This is a genomic window from Qipengyuania flavescens, from assembly GCF_029688735.1.
Lineage (GTDB): Bacteria > Pseudomonadota > Alphaproteobacteria > Sphingomonadales > Sphingomonadaceae > Qipengyuania.
This window is the reverse complement of sequence record NZ_JARULD010000001.1, coordinates 66001-85297: the sequence shown is the minus strand read 5'-3', so window position 1 is coordinate 85297 and position 19297 is coordinate 66001. Positions and strand designations below refer to the sequence as shown.

Sequence of the window (19297 nt, the reverse complement as noted above, 5' to 3'; positions counted from 1 at the left end):
AGTGCCCGCGCGCCGCCCGTCAACGCGGAATGTCGACGTAATCGAGTTCCTGCATCGCGTTCATCAACTCGCCCTGGAAACGCGGCGGGGTGGGCTGGGTCTTGAGGGCCCAGGCCATAACATCGACGTCGTCTTCCTCGAGCAGCATTTCGAACCAGGCGAGTTCTTCTTCGGACCAGTCCGTATGATAGCGGTCGAAAAAGCCGCCGATCATGTAGTCGGCCTCGCGCGTGCCGCGGTGCCAGGCGCGAAACTTCGCGCGCTGCTTGCGGCCATCGAAGGTGAGCATTTCGGGCATGGGGAGCGATTAGGGCACGGATCGCAGCCTTTCAACAGTCATTGCGAGCGAAGCGAAGCAATCCATCTTCCGGCGCCTGAGCTGTGGACAGCCTTGAAGATGGATTGCCGCGTCGCCTACGGCTCCTCGCAATGACGGGCGGAAATTGGTAGCGACCGGCCATGCGCCCCGAGGTCCTCAACCCCCTGTTTGCCGAAACGGCAACGCTCGACGGCGTCGGGCCGAAGCTGCAAAAGCCGCTCGGACGCCTCGGTCTCACGCGGATACGCGATCTCGATTATCACCTGCCCGAACGCTTCGTGACCCGCCGGGCGGTCGGCAATATCGACGAGGCGGGCGAGGGCGAGCAGATCGTCGTCAAGCTGACCGTTACCGAACATCGCGCCAGCCGTAGTCCGCGCGCGCCCTATCGGGTGCTGGCGCAGGATGCGATCGGCAATATCCTGGCGCTGACCTATTTCGGACGCGCGTCCTACACTGCGAAAAAGCAGCTGCCGGTGGGCGAAACGCGCTGGGTGGCAGGCCGGCTGGAACGCTTCGGCGAAATGCTGCAGATTGTCCATCCGGACCATGTGCTGGAAGAAGGCGGCGAAAGCTTCCAGCGATTGTGCGAGCCGGTTTATCGGCTTTCCGATGGGCTGACACAGCCGAAGGTGGCGGGGCTGATCGAGCAGGCGCTGGAGCGTACGCCCGAGCTGCCCGAATGGATCGACGGCTCGCAGCTCGACAAGGAAGGCTGGCCCGCGTGGCGCGATGCGTTGGTCCTGGCGCACAAGGGCGAGAACAAAGCGGCTCGCGACAGGCTCGCCTATGACGAACTGCTCGCCAACAGCCTCGCCCTGATGCTGGTGCGCGCGGACAATCGCAAGCGCCGCGGCCAGTCATTGCAGGGCGACGGCAGCTATCGCGGACGGCTCGAACTGCCGTTCCCGCTGACGGGCGCTCAAAAGCGTTCGATTGCCGAGATCGAGGGCGACATGGCGCAAGAAGCGCCCATGCTGCGCCTGCTGCAAGGCGATGTCGGCGCGGGCAAGACCGTGGTTGCGCTGGAAGCCATGCTGATAGCGGTGGAGGCAGGCGCGCAGTCCGCGCTCCTCGCTCCGACCGAGATACTTGCCCGGCAACACTACGAAAGCTTGCGCCGCACGGCCGAACCGACTGGTGCGCATGTCGCGCTGCTGACCGGACGCGACAAAGGCAGGGCGCGCGAGGCAACCCTGATGGGTTTGCTCGACGGCAGTGTGGACATCGTGGTCGGCACGCATGCGATTTTCCAGGACAAGGTCGCCTATCGCAATCTCGCCATGGTCGTGATCGACGAGCAGCACCGATTCGGGGTCGGCCAGCGGCTCATACTCGCCAGCAAGGGCAAGCGCGCTCCGCATGTGTTGGCGATGACCGCCACGCCGATCCCGCGCACGCTCACGCTGGCGCAATATGGCGAGCTCGATGTCAGCAAGCTCGACGAATTGCCTCCGGGTCGGCAGGCTATCGACACCGTGGTGATGGGGCAGGACAAGACCGGCCCGCTGGTCGATCGTCTCGCCGCGCAGATCGCGGAAGGGCGGCAGGCCTACTGGGTGTGCCCCATGGTCCGCGAACTGGACGGGCCCGAGGAAATCGCGGCCGCCGAAGCGCGCTATGCCGCGCTTAAGGGGCGGTTCGGCAAGGATGTCGTCTTGGTGCACGGCCAGCTCGCGCCCGAGATCAAGGACGCGGCGATGGAACGTTTCGCCAGCGGAGATGCGAAGCTGCTGGTGGCGACGACCGTTATCGAAGTCGGCGTGGACGTGCCCAATGCGACGCTGATGGTGATCGAACAGGCCGAACGCTTCGGCCTCGCCCAGCTTCACCAGTTGCGTGGACGCGTGGGGCGGGGCAGCGAGAAGAGCTTCTGCGTGTTGCTGCATGGCGAGAACCTGTCCGAGACCGCGCAGGAGCGGTTGAAACTTATGCGCCAAACGCAGGATGGTTTCCTGCTCGCGGAAGAGGATCTGCGCTTGCGTGGCGGCGGGGAATTGCTGGGCACGCGGCAATCGGGCGATACGCCTTTCACCGTCGCCAGCCTCGACCAGATTACTCAGCTACTGCCCAAAGCCTATGACGATGCGCGGCTTCTCATGGAGCGGGACGGCGGTCTCGAAGGCAAGCGCGGTGAAGCGGCACGGGTGCTGCTCTATCTGTTCGAACGGGACTACGGCGTGAAGACGCTACGAGGCGGCTAGTTCATAATCTTTGCCATTTGCGCCTCGCCTCACTATCGGTCGCGCGCGCAGGCGACCGGACGAGCCACCGAGCAGGCATGCGCTAGCCAGATTCTGCGAAACGAAATTTTCTTATGACCAGGATCACGTAGTCTAGTGAGTGCATCAGAAACATCGCGAATGGCGACCAACACAGCGATGCTGTTCATGCGCCAGATTCTTACCATCGTCATCAATCTGTTTACGGTCCGGGTCCTACTCAACCAGTTGGGTGTCCAAGACTTCGCAATCTACAATGTGATTCTCGGCTTGGTGATGCTCGGGTCGTTCTTCACGTTGTCGATGAGCACCATCATTCAAAGGTACTTCGCTTTTGCAATGGGTAAGCAATCGCATTTTACTCTGAAAAAAGTCCATGACGCCGGGCTGCTACTGTCGATAATCGCGGCGGCTCTGTCGCTGGGCCTTCTGGCAACAGCCGGCACGTGGTTCGTCCGAACGGAATTGGTCATCGCTCCGGAGCGGTTCGAATCCGCGCAGATCCTCTTCTACCTGCTGAGCCTCGCATTCGCTCTGAACACCATCTCGACCTTTCATTCTTCAGTCATCTTGGCGCATGAGGATATGCACGCCTTTGCGTGGATATCGATCTTCGACGCCATATTGAAACTGGGTGCGGCGGTAACGCTAATATTTCTCCCCAACGGACAGTTGGTCACCTACGGGATTCTTCTCGTGGTAGTGGCACTCGTGCTCGCCTTGAACTTTTTCGTATACTGTCTGCGCAAATATGAGGAATGCAGGCTGGCCAAGCTGCACTTCGAATTGCCCCTCATGCGGGAAATGGTTGCATTCGGCGGCTGGACGATGTTCGGTCAACTCACGACCGTGAGCCGAACGCAGGCCGTGACGATCCTGATCAATCAGGCGTTTAGCCCCGCAACCGTGGCGGCGCGTGCAATCTCTACCATCGTGAGCACGCAGTTGCTTGCATTCGCACGAAATTTCTCGTCGGCACTCCACCCTCCTATTATTAAGGCTTATGCCTCGGGAGAGGAGGAGCGAACATTCTCGCTCGTTTTCTTCGGATCTAAAGTCACATTCTATCTGGTCTGGATGGCAAGCCTTCCGCTGATCGCTATTACACCGGGGGCACTGCGGATATGGTTGGGCACCCCGCCGGCTGAAGCAGTTCTCTTCACTCAGCTTGCGCTGGTCGAGAATGTCATCGTAGCGATCAGCCTACCTTTAATGACAGTCGTTCGGGCGACCGGAAAGATCAGGCGTTATGAGCTCACCCTGGGTACGGTTCAAGCTTTGGTTCTACTCTTCTCGTGGCTGGCCATTCGGGCGGGGGAGCCAGCCTACGTCGTTTACGTGATTGCAATCGGGATCAATCTCGCGATGTATGGGCTGAGGATCTGGCTCGCCAATGGCCTCGCCAAATTGCCGATAGGGAAATATTGTCGCGAGGTTTTGGTGCCTGTCATTATAGTGATCGCAGTATCCTCGGTCCTTGTCCTGCTTGTGCTTGCTCTGGTGCCGCAAGCTGCCATGCTCGTTTTGAGCCCCGCAGCGATTACTGCTGCTGGCGTGATTCTCGCTATCACGCCATTGACCGTGATCTTGTTCGGCATTTCGGCCTCCGAGAGGGCTATCATTAAGGCGGCTATAAAGCAGAAGTTGTCCAAGATCGGGGGGATGCAATGAAAGTTCTGGCGCTCGGCGCGACGGGGGCGATTGGCAGCCCTTTGGTCGATAAGCTCGCTGCATCCGCTCATTCGATCTTCGTCACGACGCGCAAAGAGCGCCCGCCGAAGGGCAACATCAATTACCTGCAAGGCAACGCGAGGGACGATGCATTTCTGCGCCAGATACTAAAGGATGATTGGGACGCGATCATCGATTTCATGGTTTACGATACGGCCTCCTTTCGGCAGCGAATGGATCGGCTGCTCGCGTCAACCGGACAATATATATATTTGAGTTCTGGGCGTGTTTTTGCGCAGTCTGACGGGCCGATTATCGAACGCTCGCCGAGATTGCTGGAAACGTCGAAGGACGCGGCGTTCCTAGCCAGCGATGAATATGCTCTTGCCAAGGCGCGGCAGGAAGACTTGCTGCGTACTTCCGGGGCGACCAACTGGACTATAGTGCGGCCCTACATCACCTTCGGGCTTGGTCGGTTTCAGCTTGGTCCTTTGGAAAAGGAAGGCTGGCTCTATCGCGCGCTTCGTGGGCGCAGCATCGTTTTCTGTCGTGAGATGATGGACAAGCAGACGACCCTCACCAATGGTCGCGATGTTGCCGACATGATCGGCGCGCTTGCCGGCAATCCGGCTGCCTATGGCGAGGACTTCAATCTCGCCACCGGTCGCGCAATGAGGTGGAGCGAGATTTTATCGCTGTACCTCGCGGCGATCGAGACGAAAACCGGCTTCATGCCGAACGTCCTCTTGCAAGATACTCAAGACTTTTGCGAAGTGACTCCCTCCGTCCCGCAAGTGATCTATGACCGACTTTACAATCGCGTGTTCGATCCGGTAAAGATCGGCTCCCTAGTTGACTTGCAGGCTATGGACGACAACCGCTCGGCACTCGAGGCGGAGTTTCTCACCCAGCTAGAAACCGGCAGCTTTTCATCCCTAGACGGACGCGGTGAGGCTTTGCGCGACAAGGCGGCGGGGGAGTGGACTTCCCCTGCAGAATTCGACCGGGGGAGACAGAAGGTTCGCTACCTCGCTTTCAGGGCCCTGCCTTCGGGATTGATTGGTAACATTAGGACATCATGACTCACTACACGAACGAAAAACAGGCCCAGGTCGTAATTGCGTTGCTCAAAGCGCATGGTATTCGGCGGGTCATTGCCTCGCCAGGCACCACCAACATGGCATTTGTCGCCAGCGTCCAGACGGACCCCTTTTTCGAGATGTATTCAGCTGTCGATGAACGCTCGGCTGCATATATGGCATGCGGACTGGCCGCGGAAACCGGCGAGCCGGTCGTCATCAGTTGCACGGGAGCGACGGCGTCGCGCAATTATTTGCCGGGGCTGACGGAAGCCTTCTACCGCAAGCTACCCATTCTCGCGTTGACCTCGACCCAGATCCAGGCGGGTGTCGGCCAGCATGTCGCGCAGGTCATCGATCGCTCGACGACCTCGCCGGACGTCGTCAAGCTTAGCGTCCATCTTCCGGTGGTGCATGACGTTGATCAGGTGTGGGAATGCGAGATTAAGGTCAACCGGGCAATCCTCGAACTCACCCGCCGTGGTGGTGGTCCAGCCCACATCAACCTTCCCACCACCTACAGCCGCGACTTCACCGCCAAAACGCTGCCCGAGTACCGTAAGATCAACCGCTGGACCGCCGACGACGATCTTCCCAAACTGTCGGGCCGCGTCGCTGTCTTCGTGGGCGCTCACAACACGTTTACAGATGGGGAAACTGCGGCAATCGAACGGTTTTGTGAAGTCAACGACGCAGTCGTGTTCTGTGACCACTCGAGCGGCTATTACGGGAAGTACCGCGTACAGTCCGCCCTGCTCGGCGGACAGGAATGGACGAACCATTCGGCCATCGCACCCGATACCGTGATTCACATCGGCGAAGTTTCGGGCGATTATGAAACTCACAAGATCCCGCGCAAGATTGTCTGGCGAGTCAATCCTGACGGCGAAATCCGCGACTCGTTCCGGCGACTGCGGCATTTGTTCGAAATGTCCGAACAACGGTTCTTCGAATTGTATTCGCAAGGTGAAAAAGCTTCAGGCACATCCTACTACGAGACGTGCCGCAAACTGCTTGAACAGAAGAGATCGCTCGTCCCGGATTTGCCGTTCTCGAACCTCTGGATCGCGTCGCAATTCGCCTCGCAGGTTCCGACCGGGTCGGTTGTCCACTTCGCCATTCTCAACAGCTTGCGCGCGTGGAATTTCTTCGACCTGCCGGAAGGGGTAAGGTCCGCTTCCAATACCGGAGGGTTCGGAATCGACGGCTGCATGTCGACGCTGATCGGAGCGGCGCTGGCAAACCCGGACAAGCTTTTCTATCTCGTTATCGGCGACCTCGCATTCTTCTATGACATGAATGCACTCGGCAATCGTCATCTCGGCAACAACGTGCGCATCCTTCTCGTGAACAACGGCAAGGGAACAGAATTTACGCAACACAATCACGCGGGTTCATTGCTTGGAAATCAGGCTGAATCTTTCATCGCGGCAAGTGGTCATTTCGGTGAAAAATCACCGGAACTGGTCAAGGGCTACGTAGAAGCTTTGGGCTTGGAGTATCTGTCTTTCACAGCCAAGGCCCAGAGTGCCGCGATCGCCGAACGCCTCTTTGGCACCGAGATGCGGAACGCTCCCATGCTGGTTGAAGCCTTCGTCGACTCTAGCGACGAAAGCGAGGCGCTGGAAATGATAAAGAATTTACAGCCAACCCGTTCTGGCGGTGCCAAGCGCCGACTCAAGAAAGCGATCGGCCCGGCTAAATTCCAAGCGTTGAAGCGGAAGCTTGGCAAATGAGCGCCTGAAGGTCTCGCGGCTGGCAGGCTACTACATGACTACTCATCAAGGATGATGGCTACCAGCGCCCGGGCTGCAGCATCCACCTCTCGCCACGTCGCTGCGAAACCATCCTTTGCTCCGTAGTAAGGATCACTGACCTCCCGCCCTTGCTGGCCAGGGACCAGATCAAGCAGCATCGCCACCTTCGCCTTTCCATCGCCGGGATCGCGCTGCGCGATATTCTGCATGTTCGACTTGTCCATGCCGAGGATGAAATCGAACTCGTGGAAGTCTTCCGCTGCCAGCTGGCGTCCGCGAAAGCCGCGAATGTCGATGCCTCGGCGCTGCGCCTCCTCGATGCTGCGCGGATCGGGCGGCTCGCCGACGTGGTAATCGGCGGTCCCGGCGCTATCGACTTCGACGTCGAGACCCGCGTCCTCTGCAGCCTTGCGAAAAGCCGCTTCGGCGAGGGGGGATCGGCAGATGTTTCCGAGACAGACGAACAGGACTTTGGTTTTGGCCATCGTGCAGACTTGGGCGTCTACACGGCCGCCTGCAAGTGCTCAGGCGGCGATGCGGACCTGGTTGCGGCCGCCGGTTTTGGCTTCGTAGAGCGCTTCATCAGCGCGGGCCATGATATGGTCGATGTCGTCGCCGGACTGGAATTCGGCTACGCCGACGCTGATCGTGAAGGGGATGATCGCGTCGCCATGGCGCACCGGTTTGCCGTCTATGGCAAGGCGCAAGCGCTCGCAGACCGTCTTCGCGCCTTCGATGTCCGCCTTCGGCAGGACGATTGCGAATTCCTCGCCACCGATTCGGCCCACGAAGTCGCGCGTTCGCAAGGAGTCGTGGGCGCGAACTCCGACTTCCCGGATAACCTCGTCTCCGGCCGGATGACCGAAGCGATCGTTCACCCGCTTGAAGTGATCGATATCGAAAATCGCGACGCATAGCTTTCGTGAAGAATCGATCTGTGCGCGATCCAGCGCTCGACCGAGCGATTCCATGAAACTGCGCCGGTTGGGCAAGCCGGTCAGCGCATCGGTGGCGGCAAATCGTTGAAGTTCGCGGCGCGCCTGCGCTTCGGCGTCGACGGCGCGGCGGACGTAGAACGTGGCAACCGCGGCGAGGACCAGCAAAAGGGCACCGATCCCGGTCAGCCCGTATTGATAGAGCTCGTTCTCGCGTGCTCGACGTTGGGCCAAGGAAGTCTGTTCACGCAGCAGTTCGCGCTCGGCCCGTTCGATCTCCGAGAGGCCGGCGAGTATCGCCTCGATCGCAAGTCGATCGGCACCTTGACGGACATAGAAGATCGCTTCCGCGTTCCGGCCGGATTCCTGTTGCTCGATCATGGCGGCAAACACGGCGTTCAGGCGTTCGAACTCCTCCTCCATTGCTGCAAGGCGACTGGTTTGTGCAGGGTTGTCCGCGATGAGTTGCGCCAATCGCGCCCGAGCATCCTGCGCATCTCTCACGCCAGTACGATATGGCTGCAGGAACAGCGGATCGTCGGTCAGCAAATAGCCGCGCTCGCCGCGTATCTGCTGCAAGGCGGCGGTGCGGAGCCGATCGGTTTCGAGCAACACTTCCAGGGTTTGCGTCTGGCGGGCTTCGTTGGCCGAACGCTCGCTGGCCGAACGCTGGGCGCTCCAGCTTGCTCCTGCCAATAGCAGGGCGAGGATGGCAACGCATCCGATGAGGAAATAAGCGCGCCAGTCCGATCCGCGCGATCGCCGCGCGAAGTGCCTGATCAGCCACATGATCGGTGAGCCCCATTCATCCGCGGAGCCCTAGCGACTAGAGGGTTAACGAGGCGATAAGCACGGCATGCGAAATCGCCCGCTCGCCAGCCTTTCAGGTCACGCGGTCTCCGGCGTCTGCAACCGATTGGATGTCCTGGCCAAGCCCGCGCACCGTATTGCAGGCCGATAGCGACATCGCACCTGCGGCGACCATGGCGAGTACGGCGAATTTGCGAAGCATCTCGAAGACATCCTTTGCTCTGACGCCCTCGGGCGCGCTCCACCGCGTCGTTACGAAGGATGGGTTGATCGGCGATGAACGAAATTGGTCGGGGAGAGAGGATTCCCGACCTTTTTTCGACCGCCTCTGAAGAAGCCCAGAAAACAGCCATTTTCACGATCTCGAACAGAGCGTGTGGCACAATTTGTGGCACAATCTGTGGCACAGTGCGAGAATAAATTTATCCGTTCCATGTTACCCCACAGCGTGAGCAAAAGTGTGCTCGAAGGCATGGTCAATTCGAAGCCTTCCTTTTGACCCGTCAAAGGCCGTCCCTGACCCGCGCGGAGACCGAGGCCTCGGCACACGCCTATGGAAAGCGGGGCGGTAGGGGTCGATTTTTTTATCGGGTAGAGGCAGTTAGTGGGCTTAGAGCGCTGTCTCCAAACAGAGATTCGCAAAGCGCAATAGATGCCAAGAACGGGGTGGGGTGTTGTGAGTACCGAGGCATTTTTCGATTCACCAATACTCAATTCGCCCTATCGGCGCCCAGAACGGCATTGGCAGTTGGGCGATGGAGGCCAACCCACCGGCGTAGTCGAGCACGGTCGACGCCGCAGCGACCTCACCACTCCGATACCCAAGCCCAGATCGACGCGCGGCAAGAGCGCAGCGCAGGCTGACATTTTCGCGGACGCGCTCGGCGACATCTATGACCCGACAGAGATCATCAACGGTATCCGTCAGGCCATCGATACTTGGCGGGAGCTTCCAGAAAGCCAGTGGCAGGTAACGCCTACAACCGCGCGTCTCTTGCGCCATTGGCGCTCCGGCGAAATGCCGCTCCCTCCGTTCTTCTGCCAGATCGAGGCGGTCGAGACCGTGATCTGGCTGACCGAAGTGGCGGGCAAGCCCGAGCATAAAGGGCGCAAGGCGAAGCTCGCTACCGCGCAGCGCTACTGGGAGCATCTCTTCGCGGCCAACGAGGCATCGAACCCGGATCTGGTCCGTATGGCGCTTAAGCTGGCGACGGGTGCTGGCAAAACGACAGTCATGGCAATGCTTATCGCATGGCATACGCTCAACGCCGTTCGCCATCCCAATTCCAAGCGTTTCTCCAAGGGTTTCCTGATCGTAGCCCCTGGCATCACCATCAAGGACCGCTTGCGCGTCCTGCAGCCGAACGATCCCGAGAGCTATTACAGCACCCGGCACATCGTGCCTGAGGATATGCTCCGCGACCTTGGGCAAGCCAAGATTGTCATCACCAACTACCATTCCTTCAAGAAGAAGGACGAGGTGAGTCTCAACAAGGTCCAGCAGGCTGCTCTGGCGACCGAGCCCAAGCAGGAAAGCGATGGGTCCATGCTCCGGCGGGTGGCTGGGCCTCTGATGGGCATGAAGAACATCGTCGTTCTCAACGACGAAGCGCATCACTGCTATCGAGAACGCCCGCTATCGCCGGAAGAGGAAAAGGCGCTCAAGGGCGATGAAAAGGCGGAGGCCAAGGAAGCCAACGAAGCCGCCCGCCTGTGGATCAGCGGGCTGGAGGCGGTGAAGCGGACGCTCGGCCTCAATATGGTCTACGACCTCTCTGCCACGCCCTTCTTTCTGCGCGGTTCCGGCTACCGGGAAGGCTCGCTTTTCGGCTGGGTGATGAGCGATTTCTCGCTCATGGACGCGATTGAGTGCGGGATTGTCAAGCTGCCACGCGTGCCCATCATGGACAATGTCGAGGGCGGCGACACGCCAATGTTCCGCAACCTATGGGAGCATGTCGGAACGAAGCTTCCCAAAAAGGGGCGCGCCAAATCTGGGTTCGATGATCCGCAGAAGCTACCCAACGAACTTCTCTCCGCGATCGATGCGCTTTATGGGCATTACGAGAAGACCTTCGATACCTGGAAGGAGCACGGCCTCGGCGTCGAGCCTGTCTTCATCGTCGTCTGCAACAACACGGCCACCAGCAAGCTGGTTCACGATAACATCGCTGGCTATGAGATTGAGGACAAGGACGGTAACAAGCGTCTGATGGCGGGCGCGTGCAAGCTGTTCCGCAATTTCGACCCGGATGGCGTTGCTCTGCCGAAGATGCGGACCCTGCTTATCGATAGCCAACAGATCGAAAGCGGCGAAGCGATCAGTGCCGAATTCAAGGCCGCAGCAGAACCGGAAATCGCCCGTTTTAAGGACGAGCTGGTCCAGCGTACAGGCGACAGGGCCGCTGCCGAGAAGATCGACGACACCGCTATCCTGCGAGAAGTCATGAACACTGTCGGTCGTCCCGGCCAACTGGGCGAAGCCATACGGTGTGTTGTATCGGTATCGATGCTGACCGAAGGCTGGGACGCGAATACGGTCACTCACGTTCTCGGCGTCCGCGCGTTCGGCACGCAGCTTCTGTGCGAGCAGGTCATCGGCCGCGCGCTGCGCCGCGTGTCCTACCGGTTGAACGACGAGGATCGCTTTGACGTCGAATACGCCGACATATTCGGCATCCCGTTCGATTTCACGGCGCAGCCCCAAACCGCCACGATCAAGCCACCACCACCGATGGTGCGTGTCGAGGCAATCAGCCCGGAACGCGACGACGTCGAGATTCGCTTCCCGCGGGTCGAAGGGTATCGAACCGAACTGCCGCGCGATACGCTGCGCGCCGAGTTCACCGATGATTCGACGCTGGAACTGACCCCTGATCTCGTCGGGGCTGCGCAGACGGTCAACTCTGGGATCGTAGGCGAAGAGGCCCAGATGAACCTCGATCATCTCGCGGATACTCGACCCGCAACTATTCAGCTACGCCTCGCGGATCATGGCCAAGACTCTGGCGGCAATGGACGCTCCAGCGTGGAGGTTCGAAGCGCAGGGAGCACCATATGGCTATAAGGACGACCTGCGTGAGCAGCGCTATCGTTGGGCATGGGGACGTCTGCACGATCTGTGGCACAAACACGTGCGCGCCGAAGCCTATCAGGCCGAGCTCGACTGGTACGTGTCGACCATCGGGAAGGACCCGGTGATCGTCCCGCTGCCCGCGAGCGAGCGGTATCGCTTCCATACGACCTGGACCCCGGCCTGAGAGGCGTAGATCTCAAGAAGGCACGGAACGTGAGCCATCCGGCTGAACGGAAAAGGCTTCGGCCAATAGGCCGCCAAATACACAATAAGGAATTACGAATGATCGATCTCGATATCGGCTGGGCTTGCCCTCGCCAGCAGCTGACCTGTGCGCTGTCGCAAGCGCTTGGCCTGCCCACCGACCCCGGTGCCGGCACCGATGCACTGACAATCGGCACCATGGACTATCCATCCGAACCCGCGCTTGAGATGGTCGCCCGGGCGGCGATGCAGGCAAGGCAGGACTCGCTGATGGCGCTGTTCGCCAATGACCAAACTCGCATCTGCGGCGGCCTCGCCCTGATCTACCGGACGAGGGACGGTGCGCAGATCATGCAGGTCGAGCCTTGCCGCCTGAGCCGTAGTAAACCGATCGTTCTCGTCACCATCGATCGTCGTCATGCCTTCCGCCTCGACAAGCGGTGCCTGCTGCGATCGTGCGCCGTGCCGTCGCGTGCGAAGGTCGAGCGCGGCGTCGAACGCGCATGGCAAGACATCCGCGCTGCGATGAGCACAGTCGAGGTCGATCCTGACCAGTGGGAAGCCGGCTATTTCAGCCTGTTCACCGACGCGCAGGCCTTCGCCGACTTCATGGCCTGACCGGCTTCACATCTCCCATCACCACTACACAGGCGGCGTCTCCAACCGGAGGCGCCGCCTGTCTCGTTCTTCAGAACAGGATTTCCATCATGCCCCATTCCCACAGGCGCCATCCGCGGGTGTTGTGCTCGCTCGCGATCATCCGCGATCCCGGCGAAAGCAGTCCGCGCTCCGCTATCCGCTCGACCGCCATCTTCACCGTCCGCCGCGAACAAAAGGGCGGCGCAAGGTTCGCTGTCGATCACCGTGCGTTTGATCGGACAGAGAACCGGGCCGATATTCTCGCAGGGCTGGCCAAACGCATTCCGACCAATGCGACGTTGATCGCGCGGGCGTCCCGCATCTCGCAGCACTATCTGCGGCAGGCCTTCGTGGCCGGTGGACCGCTGCCGCCGGCTGACCTGCAACTGCTTCAGCGAGGTCGTCCGGACCTCGATATTCTCCCGCTCGAATGCGCAAACAACGTGCTGGAAGAGATTTCTGCCGCATACCGGATCGAGCGAGCCGGTCCCGGTTCAAACATGCTGTCACGATCGCGCAGGGCACCGGAGGAAGCACAGTGCCTGTGGGCAGCGTTCCTGTGGTCGCAATGTTCGCCGCACCAACGGACATCGCTCGCCGCCGCGTGGCAGGCATGGCGAGCGCTCGAGCGGGCGCGCCCGCTCCCCTTCTGACGAAGCGTGATGATGCCAACACTAAGTGAAAGGAAAAGCGGAATGGCAAAAACGTATATCGCGCTCGACGCGGAATTCTTCTGGGACAAGAACCTCTACAAATTACATCAGGCCATGGATCCTGATTCAAATCGTCACGCGGTCGCGGTGAAGCGTGTCATGGCTGCCGCCGCGTTCCAGTTCACTATCGATGACGAAGGTCGCGTCAGCACCGGCGAGATTGGCAGCTGGTGCGAGCGGGACTGGGTTGACGAGGCTGGCGTGGTCACCAAGGTCTTCGATTATCTGCGTGCGAATGACGATAAGCCCATCATCACCTATGGCGGGTTAGCGACCGACGTGCCGATCCTGCTGCACGCTAGCATAGCGCACGGATTGCGGCTGCCACCGCAGCTCTTAGACCAGCCCGGCCGAAAAGGCCCTCGGCCGCACCTCGATCTCGGTCTGATGATGAAAGGGGGAGGTAGAACGTGGACCCATCTCAGCCAGCTTTTGCTGCGCATGGGCGTGCCGTTCGACCTCGTCGCAGCGAAGTCGAGCGTCCCGCGTCCGGCCAGCGATGGAGCCTGGCGGAACCTGCGCGATCACGTTGAGCTGGACTGTCTTCTGCTCGCCATCGCGAAAATTGGCTGGTTGGTTGCCCAGGGCATGAATGGCCTACGGCTCGAGCCTGCCATCGTAACGCTGGTCGAGGGGTTCTTGCGACGACGTCCGGACCATGGACTGGCTGGCGAATTGCGGGCGTTCGTCGGCAGCCTGCACGGCAAGATCGCCGAGGGTTTCGACAACGCGGCCTGAGCCATCACCTACATATGCGCCGGACTGGAGAAATTCGGACACCGTCAGTCCGGCGCATCAGGGAAATGTTCTAGCCACTAAATTTTCAGACGCTGGCAACGATACCTTAACTTCTGGCGGTCTACCGTGAAGGCAATTGCGAACACAGCGTGCTGGGATAGCATCCCATGCCGGTGTCCTTCAATTTTGTGTCGCTCCAACCCACGAACCCGCGCCGACACGGTGCGCGTTCATTGGCGTTCGAGGTCACGTAATGACATCTTCGACATCGCAATCCACACCCGTGGTCTCGCTCGCACAGCGAGAAACCATGACAAAGGCATCTGCCGGCAACGGCACTAAAATAAAAAAATCGACGAACGCCTGTCCGAATTCGGGAAATGCCGCGCATACATCAACGAATAACGCAACACGCTCGTATCTCACGAAGCCGCAGGTTCGCGCAGCAATTGCGGCGATCGACTTTCGGGCAAATACAAAGCTCATGCGAATGGCGCGGTTTCGCGCTTTCACCGCCGGCATCGACGCGGAAGATATCCTGCAGGAAGCGATCCTACGGACGCTAACGTCACGCAGCTGCCCTGCCGGACTCAAGATGGAGTATTTCTTGATGGCGGTCATGCGTTCGATCGCAAGCGCCATCATTGCCAGGCGAGAGAGGGACGAAGCCCGTCATTGGAACGAACTCGACCCGGTGGTGTCGCCGTTGGCGCCGGACGAAGCTTGCGAAATCGCTGAACGCGCCGCCGCCTGGCGACAAGCTTTCGACGACGTCGTCGCGGGTTCGCCAGAGATCGAAAGGTTGGTCGACGGCATTGACCAAGGCCTGTGCGGGAGTGCGCTCGCCGAATTCGCCAGTACAGACCGAGCCCGGCTCGCATCGGTGCGAAAAGCGATCAAGCGCAGGGTCAACAGTGTATGCGTCGAATTGATAAAATTGGGCGAGGCGGCCTGACTAAACGAACCGATATCCTGACTAGCTTAACTAAAGAGAGGACGCAGTGTGATGATGAAGCAAGTGATAGACGATATGAATAATCGCGTGGTCCGACTAACAGAATATGATTTCGATACAATCGAGCAAGCGTCAGAGCGTCTCAACAATGGCGACTTGAAGCTGTCGCAGCACGAACATACGGCAGCCGCAATAGTGAACGGCAGGATGGATCTGCTCGAGCATGCCGACGTCCGTCGAGCCCTCGTCAGCATGGGCCGAGGCTGGGCCCATGCGACAATAGAAATGATTTTTGACCACTGGGAGCGGGAAATGCAATTGCCAAGCGATCACCCGCAATGCCCTACCGGTGATCAGCGCATTTTCACTCGTGACTAAGAGGCTCGCGTAGGCAAGAATTCTTGTGCGCACGCTGGCCACATTTGGGCCGTAAGGGGTCAGTCCGCTCCCAGGTGCCGCGACGACCAAGGCCGACGTTCCGCAAACGACCCCAAAGCGGCCGTGGAGAGCACGCTCCGATTTCCTGAAACCTGCCGCTAGCTGCGTAATACGTCTTTCAGCGGAGTCTGAAGACCGTTCTGCGCTTCTGGTAAATGAACGTCCGTTCGGGTATCAGGACAAAACGAGCCTTCGCGAGTTGGCGACTTGGGGACTTGGGGACTTTCGTCGACTAAAAACAGTTCGCAAGGCCGAGCGACAATGGACTGGGCGCGGATAACGGTCGCAACTTATGGAACTTCGCCAATGCAAACGGTAGGCGATAATACGCCGTCAAAAGAAGATCAGCGCATGGCCGCTGTACGTCGATACGATATCCTCGACAGCCCACCCGACGGCGCGTTCGATCGCATTACAGCGCTTGCCGCACGGCGGCTCAAAGTTCCGATAGCGATCATCAGCATTGTCGATGAAGATCGTATCTGGTTCAAGTCGCACCATGGCTTACCTATTCGGCAAATCGACCGGGAGCCTGGCCTGTGTGCCTCCGCCATCATGGCGGACACGCCATATTTGATCGAGGACGCTCGGAAGGATCCCAGGTCGTTGGCAAACCCGCTCGTCGCTGGAGACTTTGGTCTCCAGTTCTATGCTGCTGTTCCTCTAACCACCAATGATGGTCACAGTCTTGGGACATTGTGTGTAATCGACAAGGAGCCCCGTTCGATTGACGACGATCAGATCGAGGATCTCAAGGATCTGGCTTCGATCGTAATGGATCAGCTCGAATTGAGGCTATCTTCCCTGAACGCAATCGAACGAGCGAACCTTCTGGCTCGGGAAATCGATCATCGGGTGATGAACAGTCTCCAGTTCGTGTCGAGCTTGCTTAAGATGCAAAGTCGGTCAGCCGATGCCGGTGACGGAGCTATTCATCTTCAGCTGGCGGCAAACCGTGTGGCCTCGGTGGCGCAAGTCCATCGCCATTTTTATGCCGACACTGGTAACGAGAGTTCATGCATCGAATTCTTGCGACGCCTTTGTAGCGATCTCGGCTCCATCTTGGAACGAGAGATAGCCGTTGAAGGAGACGAGGGCATGGTGCCTGCGAGTTCAATTCAGGCGATCGGCCTGATCACCAACGAACTTGTAACAAACGCAGCGAAGTATGGTTCAGGTAAAATTGATGTCGCATTTCGTATCACGGATGGCACCAATAAGCTCATCGTGTGCGATGAAGGACAGGGGCTACCCGATGATTTCGATCCGTACTCGGCGACCGCCGGCCTCGGTATGCGAGTGATCACTTCCCTTGCTGATCAGCTCCAGGGCACACTTTCGGTGGGCCCGCGTGAAGATGGGGAAGGAGCGTGTTTAACTGTCACTTTTCCTCGCAGCGATTAGATCGTCGTGTAAGTCTTTTTGTGACGTAATCATCGCGTGCCACACCGAATTAGCGGTACGCTACCGGATTAACCGCAAAGCGCATCGATTGCCGACGCAAGTTCTTCATCGCTGTACGGTTTCGACAAGCGCGGAAGATTGCGTGCCAAGCCATCAGGCATCTCTGCATATCCGGAGGCCACGATGATCTTAAGATCAGGCAGCTGCTCTCGTGCCTTCACGGCGAGATCTGCTCCGGTCATCCTCGGCATGGCATAATCGGTAATCATCAGGTCGACCTTCTCGCGGCCAAGGATTTCGAGCGCCGCGGCGCCCGAAGATGCCTCGAAGACTTTGTGTCCCATCTCCTCTAGTATCGTCGCGGTATTGAGGAGAATGATGCCGTCGTCATCAACCGCAAGAATCGTAAGTGAGTTCGTAGATGGCTCAGGAGCAACGGTCTCTCCGCGTGCCGCTGACTGTTCCTCTTGGGCGATCCTCAGGACGATATTCGCCGTGGTACCCTCGCCGGGAGTGCTCTCCAATGAAAAGTGGCCACCACACTGTTCAGCCATGCCGCGAACCATCGAGAGCCCAAGCCCAGTTCCCTTGCCAACTCCCTTTGTGGTGAAAAAAGGATCCATTGCTCGCGCTTGCGTATCGGCGTCCATCCCTTCGCCCGTGTCCTTTACCGAAAGCTTAACAAGAGTTTCTCCGCCCTCTTCCGGTTCAAATTCACTGGCCGAGATTATGATATCGCCACCATTCGGCATCGCATCCCGCGCGTTCACCACCAGGTTCATGATGGCCAACTCGATCTGGGCAGAGTCAGCAGTTACGTGTGGCAGATGTCTGGGAAAGTCTCTTTGAATTGCTATGTTCGGCCCGATGGTTCGTTGAAGAAGGTCCGTCATATCGGTTACTGAGGCCTTCAGGTCGACCGCTTCCAGCTTCAATTCTTGCTTGCGAGCAAAGGCAAGCATTCGCTGGGTCAGTGTTGCCCCTCGCTCCGCCGCATGTGCTGCGTTGGTCAAAAAGTCATTGGCATCCTCGCCCTTATCAATTCGACGCCGGGCGAGTCTTATACTGCTGAGGATCGCGGCAAGAATATTGTTGAAGTCGTGGGCGACGCCGCCGGTGAGCTGACCTATCGCCTCCATTTTCTGCGACTGGAAGAACTGCTCGCGCGAAACGTCGAGTTCCTCCTGAGCCATTTTACGCTCGGTCAGGTCTCGGGTGATCTTGGTGAAGCCTTTCAACTCACCATCGTCGCTGCGGATGGGATCGATAACTACGCTCGCCCAAAACCGGCTGCCATCTTTGCGTACTCGCCAGCCTTCCGCCTCAAAGCGGCCCTCCGTCTTAGCAATTTCAAGCGCTGAGGTCGGAATACCTGCCTCAAGATCCGACGAGGTATAAAAGCGGGAAAAATGCTGTCCAATAATCTCGTCGGACTTGTAGCCCTTGAACCGCTCGGCGCCGGCATTCCAACTGGACACCCTGCCTTCAGGATCGAGCATATAAATCGCGTAATCCGTTACACCTTGCACGAGGAGGCGAAATCGCTCCTCGCTTTCCCGAAGCGCAAGTTCGGCGGCCCTACGCTCAGATAGATCCCGAGTACTTTTGGCAAAACCAATATGTCTTCCGTCCTCATCGAGAATAGGCTCGATAACTGCATTGGCCCAAAATCGGCTGCCATCCTTGCGCACCCGCCAACCCTCGGCCTCAAACTGACCATCTTCCCGAGCCGTCTGCAGAGCTCGGTCCGGAAGGTTTCTCGAGCGGTCTTCCTCAGTATAGAACGTGGAGAAATGGCGACCAATGATCTCCTCAGTCTTGTAGCCCTTGAGGCGCTCGGCTCCAGGATTCCAACTGCGGACAATACCGTCGCAGTCGAGCATATAGATCGCATAGTCCTTGATGCTCTTGATGAGCAGTTCCGCTTGCGCGCCGGAACTCGATAACCCGTTCTTGGTCAACTAAGCATCCCCCAAATCCATCGAAATTCCTGTCAAATCAATTTGTTCCGTTCAAGTGCAGAAAACCCAGCGTGCTTTCAAATTCGCTTCACGAATGCCTCATGTTGAGCCGTTGATCGCCTCCCTCGAGTTGGCAGCGCCAGAGTAAGGCCGATCTTACACAATCATCTGCGTAGACAGTCCTTGAGGACGATTGCAGGGGAATTCATTCTAGCACCGTTCACCACTCATTTGGTCTCATGTGAGCAACGCTTCATCGGAAGGAGGCCTGACGATGAGTGTGCACTGCTTCCGGAATAGTCCACCCGATACCTCGTCTATACCCGCCCATATAGCGATCCTAGCCTGCGCCTGCTGAAGCACGGAAAGATCTTGC

At 58.7% G+C, this 19297-nt stretch carries 16 protein-coding genes and 1 pseudogene; 12 read left to right on the top strand and 5 right to left on the bottom strand.

All coding sequences use genetic code 11. The annotated features are described in order from the left end of the window. Nucleotides 1-19 precede the first annotated feature (19 nt). A complete protein-coding gene (locus P8R33_RS00405) occupies nt 20-298 on the bottom strand; it encodes an FAD assembly factor SdhE (RefSeq protein WP_278327020.1) in 279 nt (92 codons plus the stop codon). A 161-nt stretch (nt 299-459) separates the two neighbouring features. Between P8R33_RS00405 and recG the strand changes: the two genes are divergently transcribed. The 4 genes from recG (at nt 460) to P8R33_RS00385 (ending at nt 7027) form a co-directional block, all read left to right on the top strand. Next, a complete protein-coding gene (gene recG / locus P8R33_RS00400; protein WP_278327019.1) occupies nt 460-2523 on the top strand; it encodes an ATP-dependent DNA helicase RecG in 2064 nt (687 codons plus the stop codon). A gap of 159 nt (nt 2524-2682) precedes the next feature. Beyond that, on the top strand, nt 2683-4212 hold the full coding sequence (locus P8R33_RS00395) for a lipopolysaccharide biosynthesis protein (protein WP_278327018.1): 1530 nt from the start codon (nt 2683-2685) through the stop codon (nt 4210-4212). Then, a complete protein-coding gene (locus tag P8R33_RS00390; RefSeq protein ID WP_278327017.1) occupies nt 4209-5294 on the top strand; it encodes an NAD-dependent epimerase/dehydratase family protein in 1086 nt (361 codons plus the stop codon). The genes P8R33_RS00395 and P8R33_RS00390 overlap by 4 nt, the downstream gene beginning before the upstream one ends. Continuing rightward, nucleotides 5291-7027: a thiamine pyrophosphate-binding protein gene (locus tag P8R33_RS00385; protein ID WP_278327015.1), complete on the top strand. Its 1737-nt coding sequence runs from the start codon at nt 5291-5293 to the stop codon at nt 7025-7027. The genes P8R33_RS00390 and P8R33_RS00385 overlap by 4 nt, the downstream gene beginning before the upstream one ends. Before the next feature lie 38 nt (nt 7028-7065). Here the strand turns inward: P8R33_RS00385 and P8R33_RS00380 are convergent, their stop codons facing one another. The 3 genes from P8R33_RS00380 to P8R33_RS00370 all read right to left on the bottom strand — a co-directional run bounded on the left by P8R33_RS00380 (nt 7066) and on the right by P8R33_RS00370 (nt 8995). Continuing rightward, on the bottom strand, nt 7066-7533 hold the full coding sequence (locus P8R33_RS00380) for a low molecular weight protein-tyrosine-phosphatase (protein ID WP_278327014.1): 468 nt from the start codon (nt 7531-7533) through the stop codon (nt 7066-7068). Nucleotides 7534-7572: 39 nt separating this feature from the next. Beyond that, nucleotides 7573-8772: a GGDEF domain-containing protein gene (locus P8R33_RS00375; protein WP_278327013.1), complete on the bottom strand. Its 1200-nt coding sequence runs from the start codon at nt 8770-8772 to the stop codon at nt 7573-7575. Between the two features lie 94 nt (nt 8773-8866). Further along, complete coding sequence (locus tag P8R33_RS00370; protein WP_278327012.1) at nt 8867-8995, bottom strand: Entericidin EcnA/B family protein; 129 nt, start codon at nt 8993-8995, stop codon at nt 8867-8869. 450 nt (nt 8996-9445) lie between these two features. Between P8R33_RS00370 and P8R33_RS00365 the strand changes: the two are divergent. From P8R33_RS00365 to P8R33_RS00330, 8 genes and pseudogenes are all read left to right on the top strand, one after another. Beyond that, nucleotides 9446-11785 (top strand): annotated as a pseudogene (locus tag P8R33_RS00365) (BPTD_3080 family restriction endonuclease); the annotation flags it as partial. Between the two features lies 1 nt (nt 11786). Further along, on the top strand, nt 11787-12053 hold the full coding sequence (locus tag P8R33_RS00360) for a hypothetical protein (RefSeq protein WP_278327010.1): 267 nt from the start codon (nt 11787-11789) through the stop codon (nt 12051-12053). Between the two features lie 98 nt (nt 12054-12151). Further along, a complete protein-coding gene (locus P8R33_RS00355; RefSeq protein WP_278327009.1) occupies nt 12152-12691 on the top strand; it encodes a hypothetical protein in 540 nt (179 codons plus the stop codon). An 89-nt stretch (nt 12692-12780) separates the two neighbouring features. Further along, nucleotides 12781-13365, top strand: coding sequence for a hypothetical protein (locus tag P8R33_RS00350; RefSeq protein WP_278327008.1), 585 nt, complete (start codon nt 12781-12783; stop codon nt 13363-13365). A 6-nt stretch (nt 13366-13371) separates the two neighbouring features. Then, entirely contained in the window at nt 13372-14163 is a 792-nt protein-coding gene (locus tag P8R33_RS00345) for a 3'-5' exonuclease family protein (protein WP_278327007.1), read from the top strand. Between the two features lie 310 nt (nt 14164-14473). Beyond that, entirely contained in the window at nt 14474-15118 is a 645-nt protein-coding gene (locus tag P8R33_RS00340) for a sigma-70 RNA polymerase sigma factor region 4 domain-containing protein (protein ID WP_278327006.1), read from the top strand. A gap of 51 nt (nt 15119-15169) precedes the next feature. Next, a complete protein-coding gene (locus tag P8R33_RS00335) occupies nt 15170-15496 on the top strand; it encodes a hypothetical protein (RefSeq protein ID WP_278327005.1) in 327 nt (108 codons plus the stop codon). Nucleotides 15497-15817: 321 nt separating this feature from the next. Then, nucleotides 15818-16960: a sensor histidine kinase gene (locus tag P8R33_RS00330; RefSeq protein ID WP_278327004.1), complete on the top strand. Its 1143-nt coding sequence runs from the start codon at nt 15818-15820 to the stop codon at nt 16958-16960. A gap of 68 nt (nt 16961-17028) precedes the next feature. Here the strand turns inward: P8R33_RS00330 and P8R33_RS00325 are convergent, their stop codons facing one another. Continuing rightward, on the bottom strand, nt 17029-18921 hold the full coding sequence (locus P8R33_RS00325) for a hybrid sensor histidine kinase/response regulator (RefSeq protein WP_278327003.1): 1893 nt from the start codon (nt 18919-18921) through the stop codon (nt 17029-17031). Nucleotides 18922-19297: the final 376 nt, after the last annotated feature.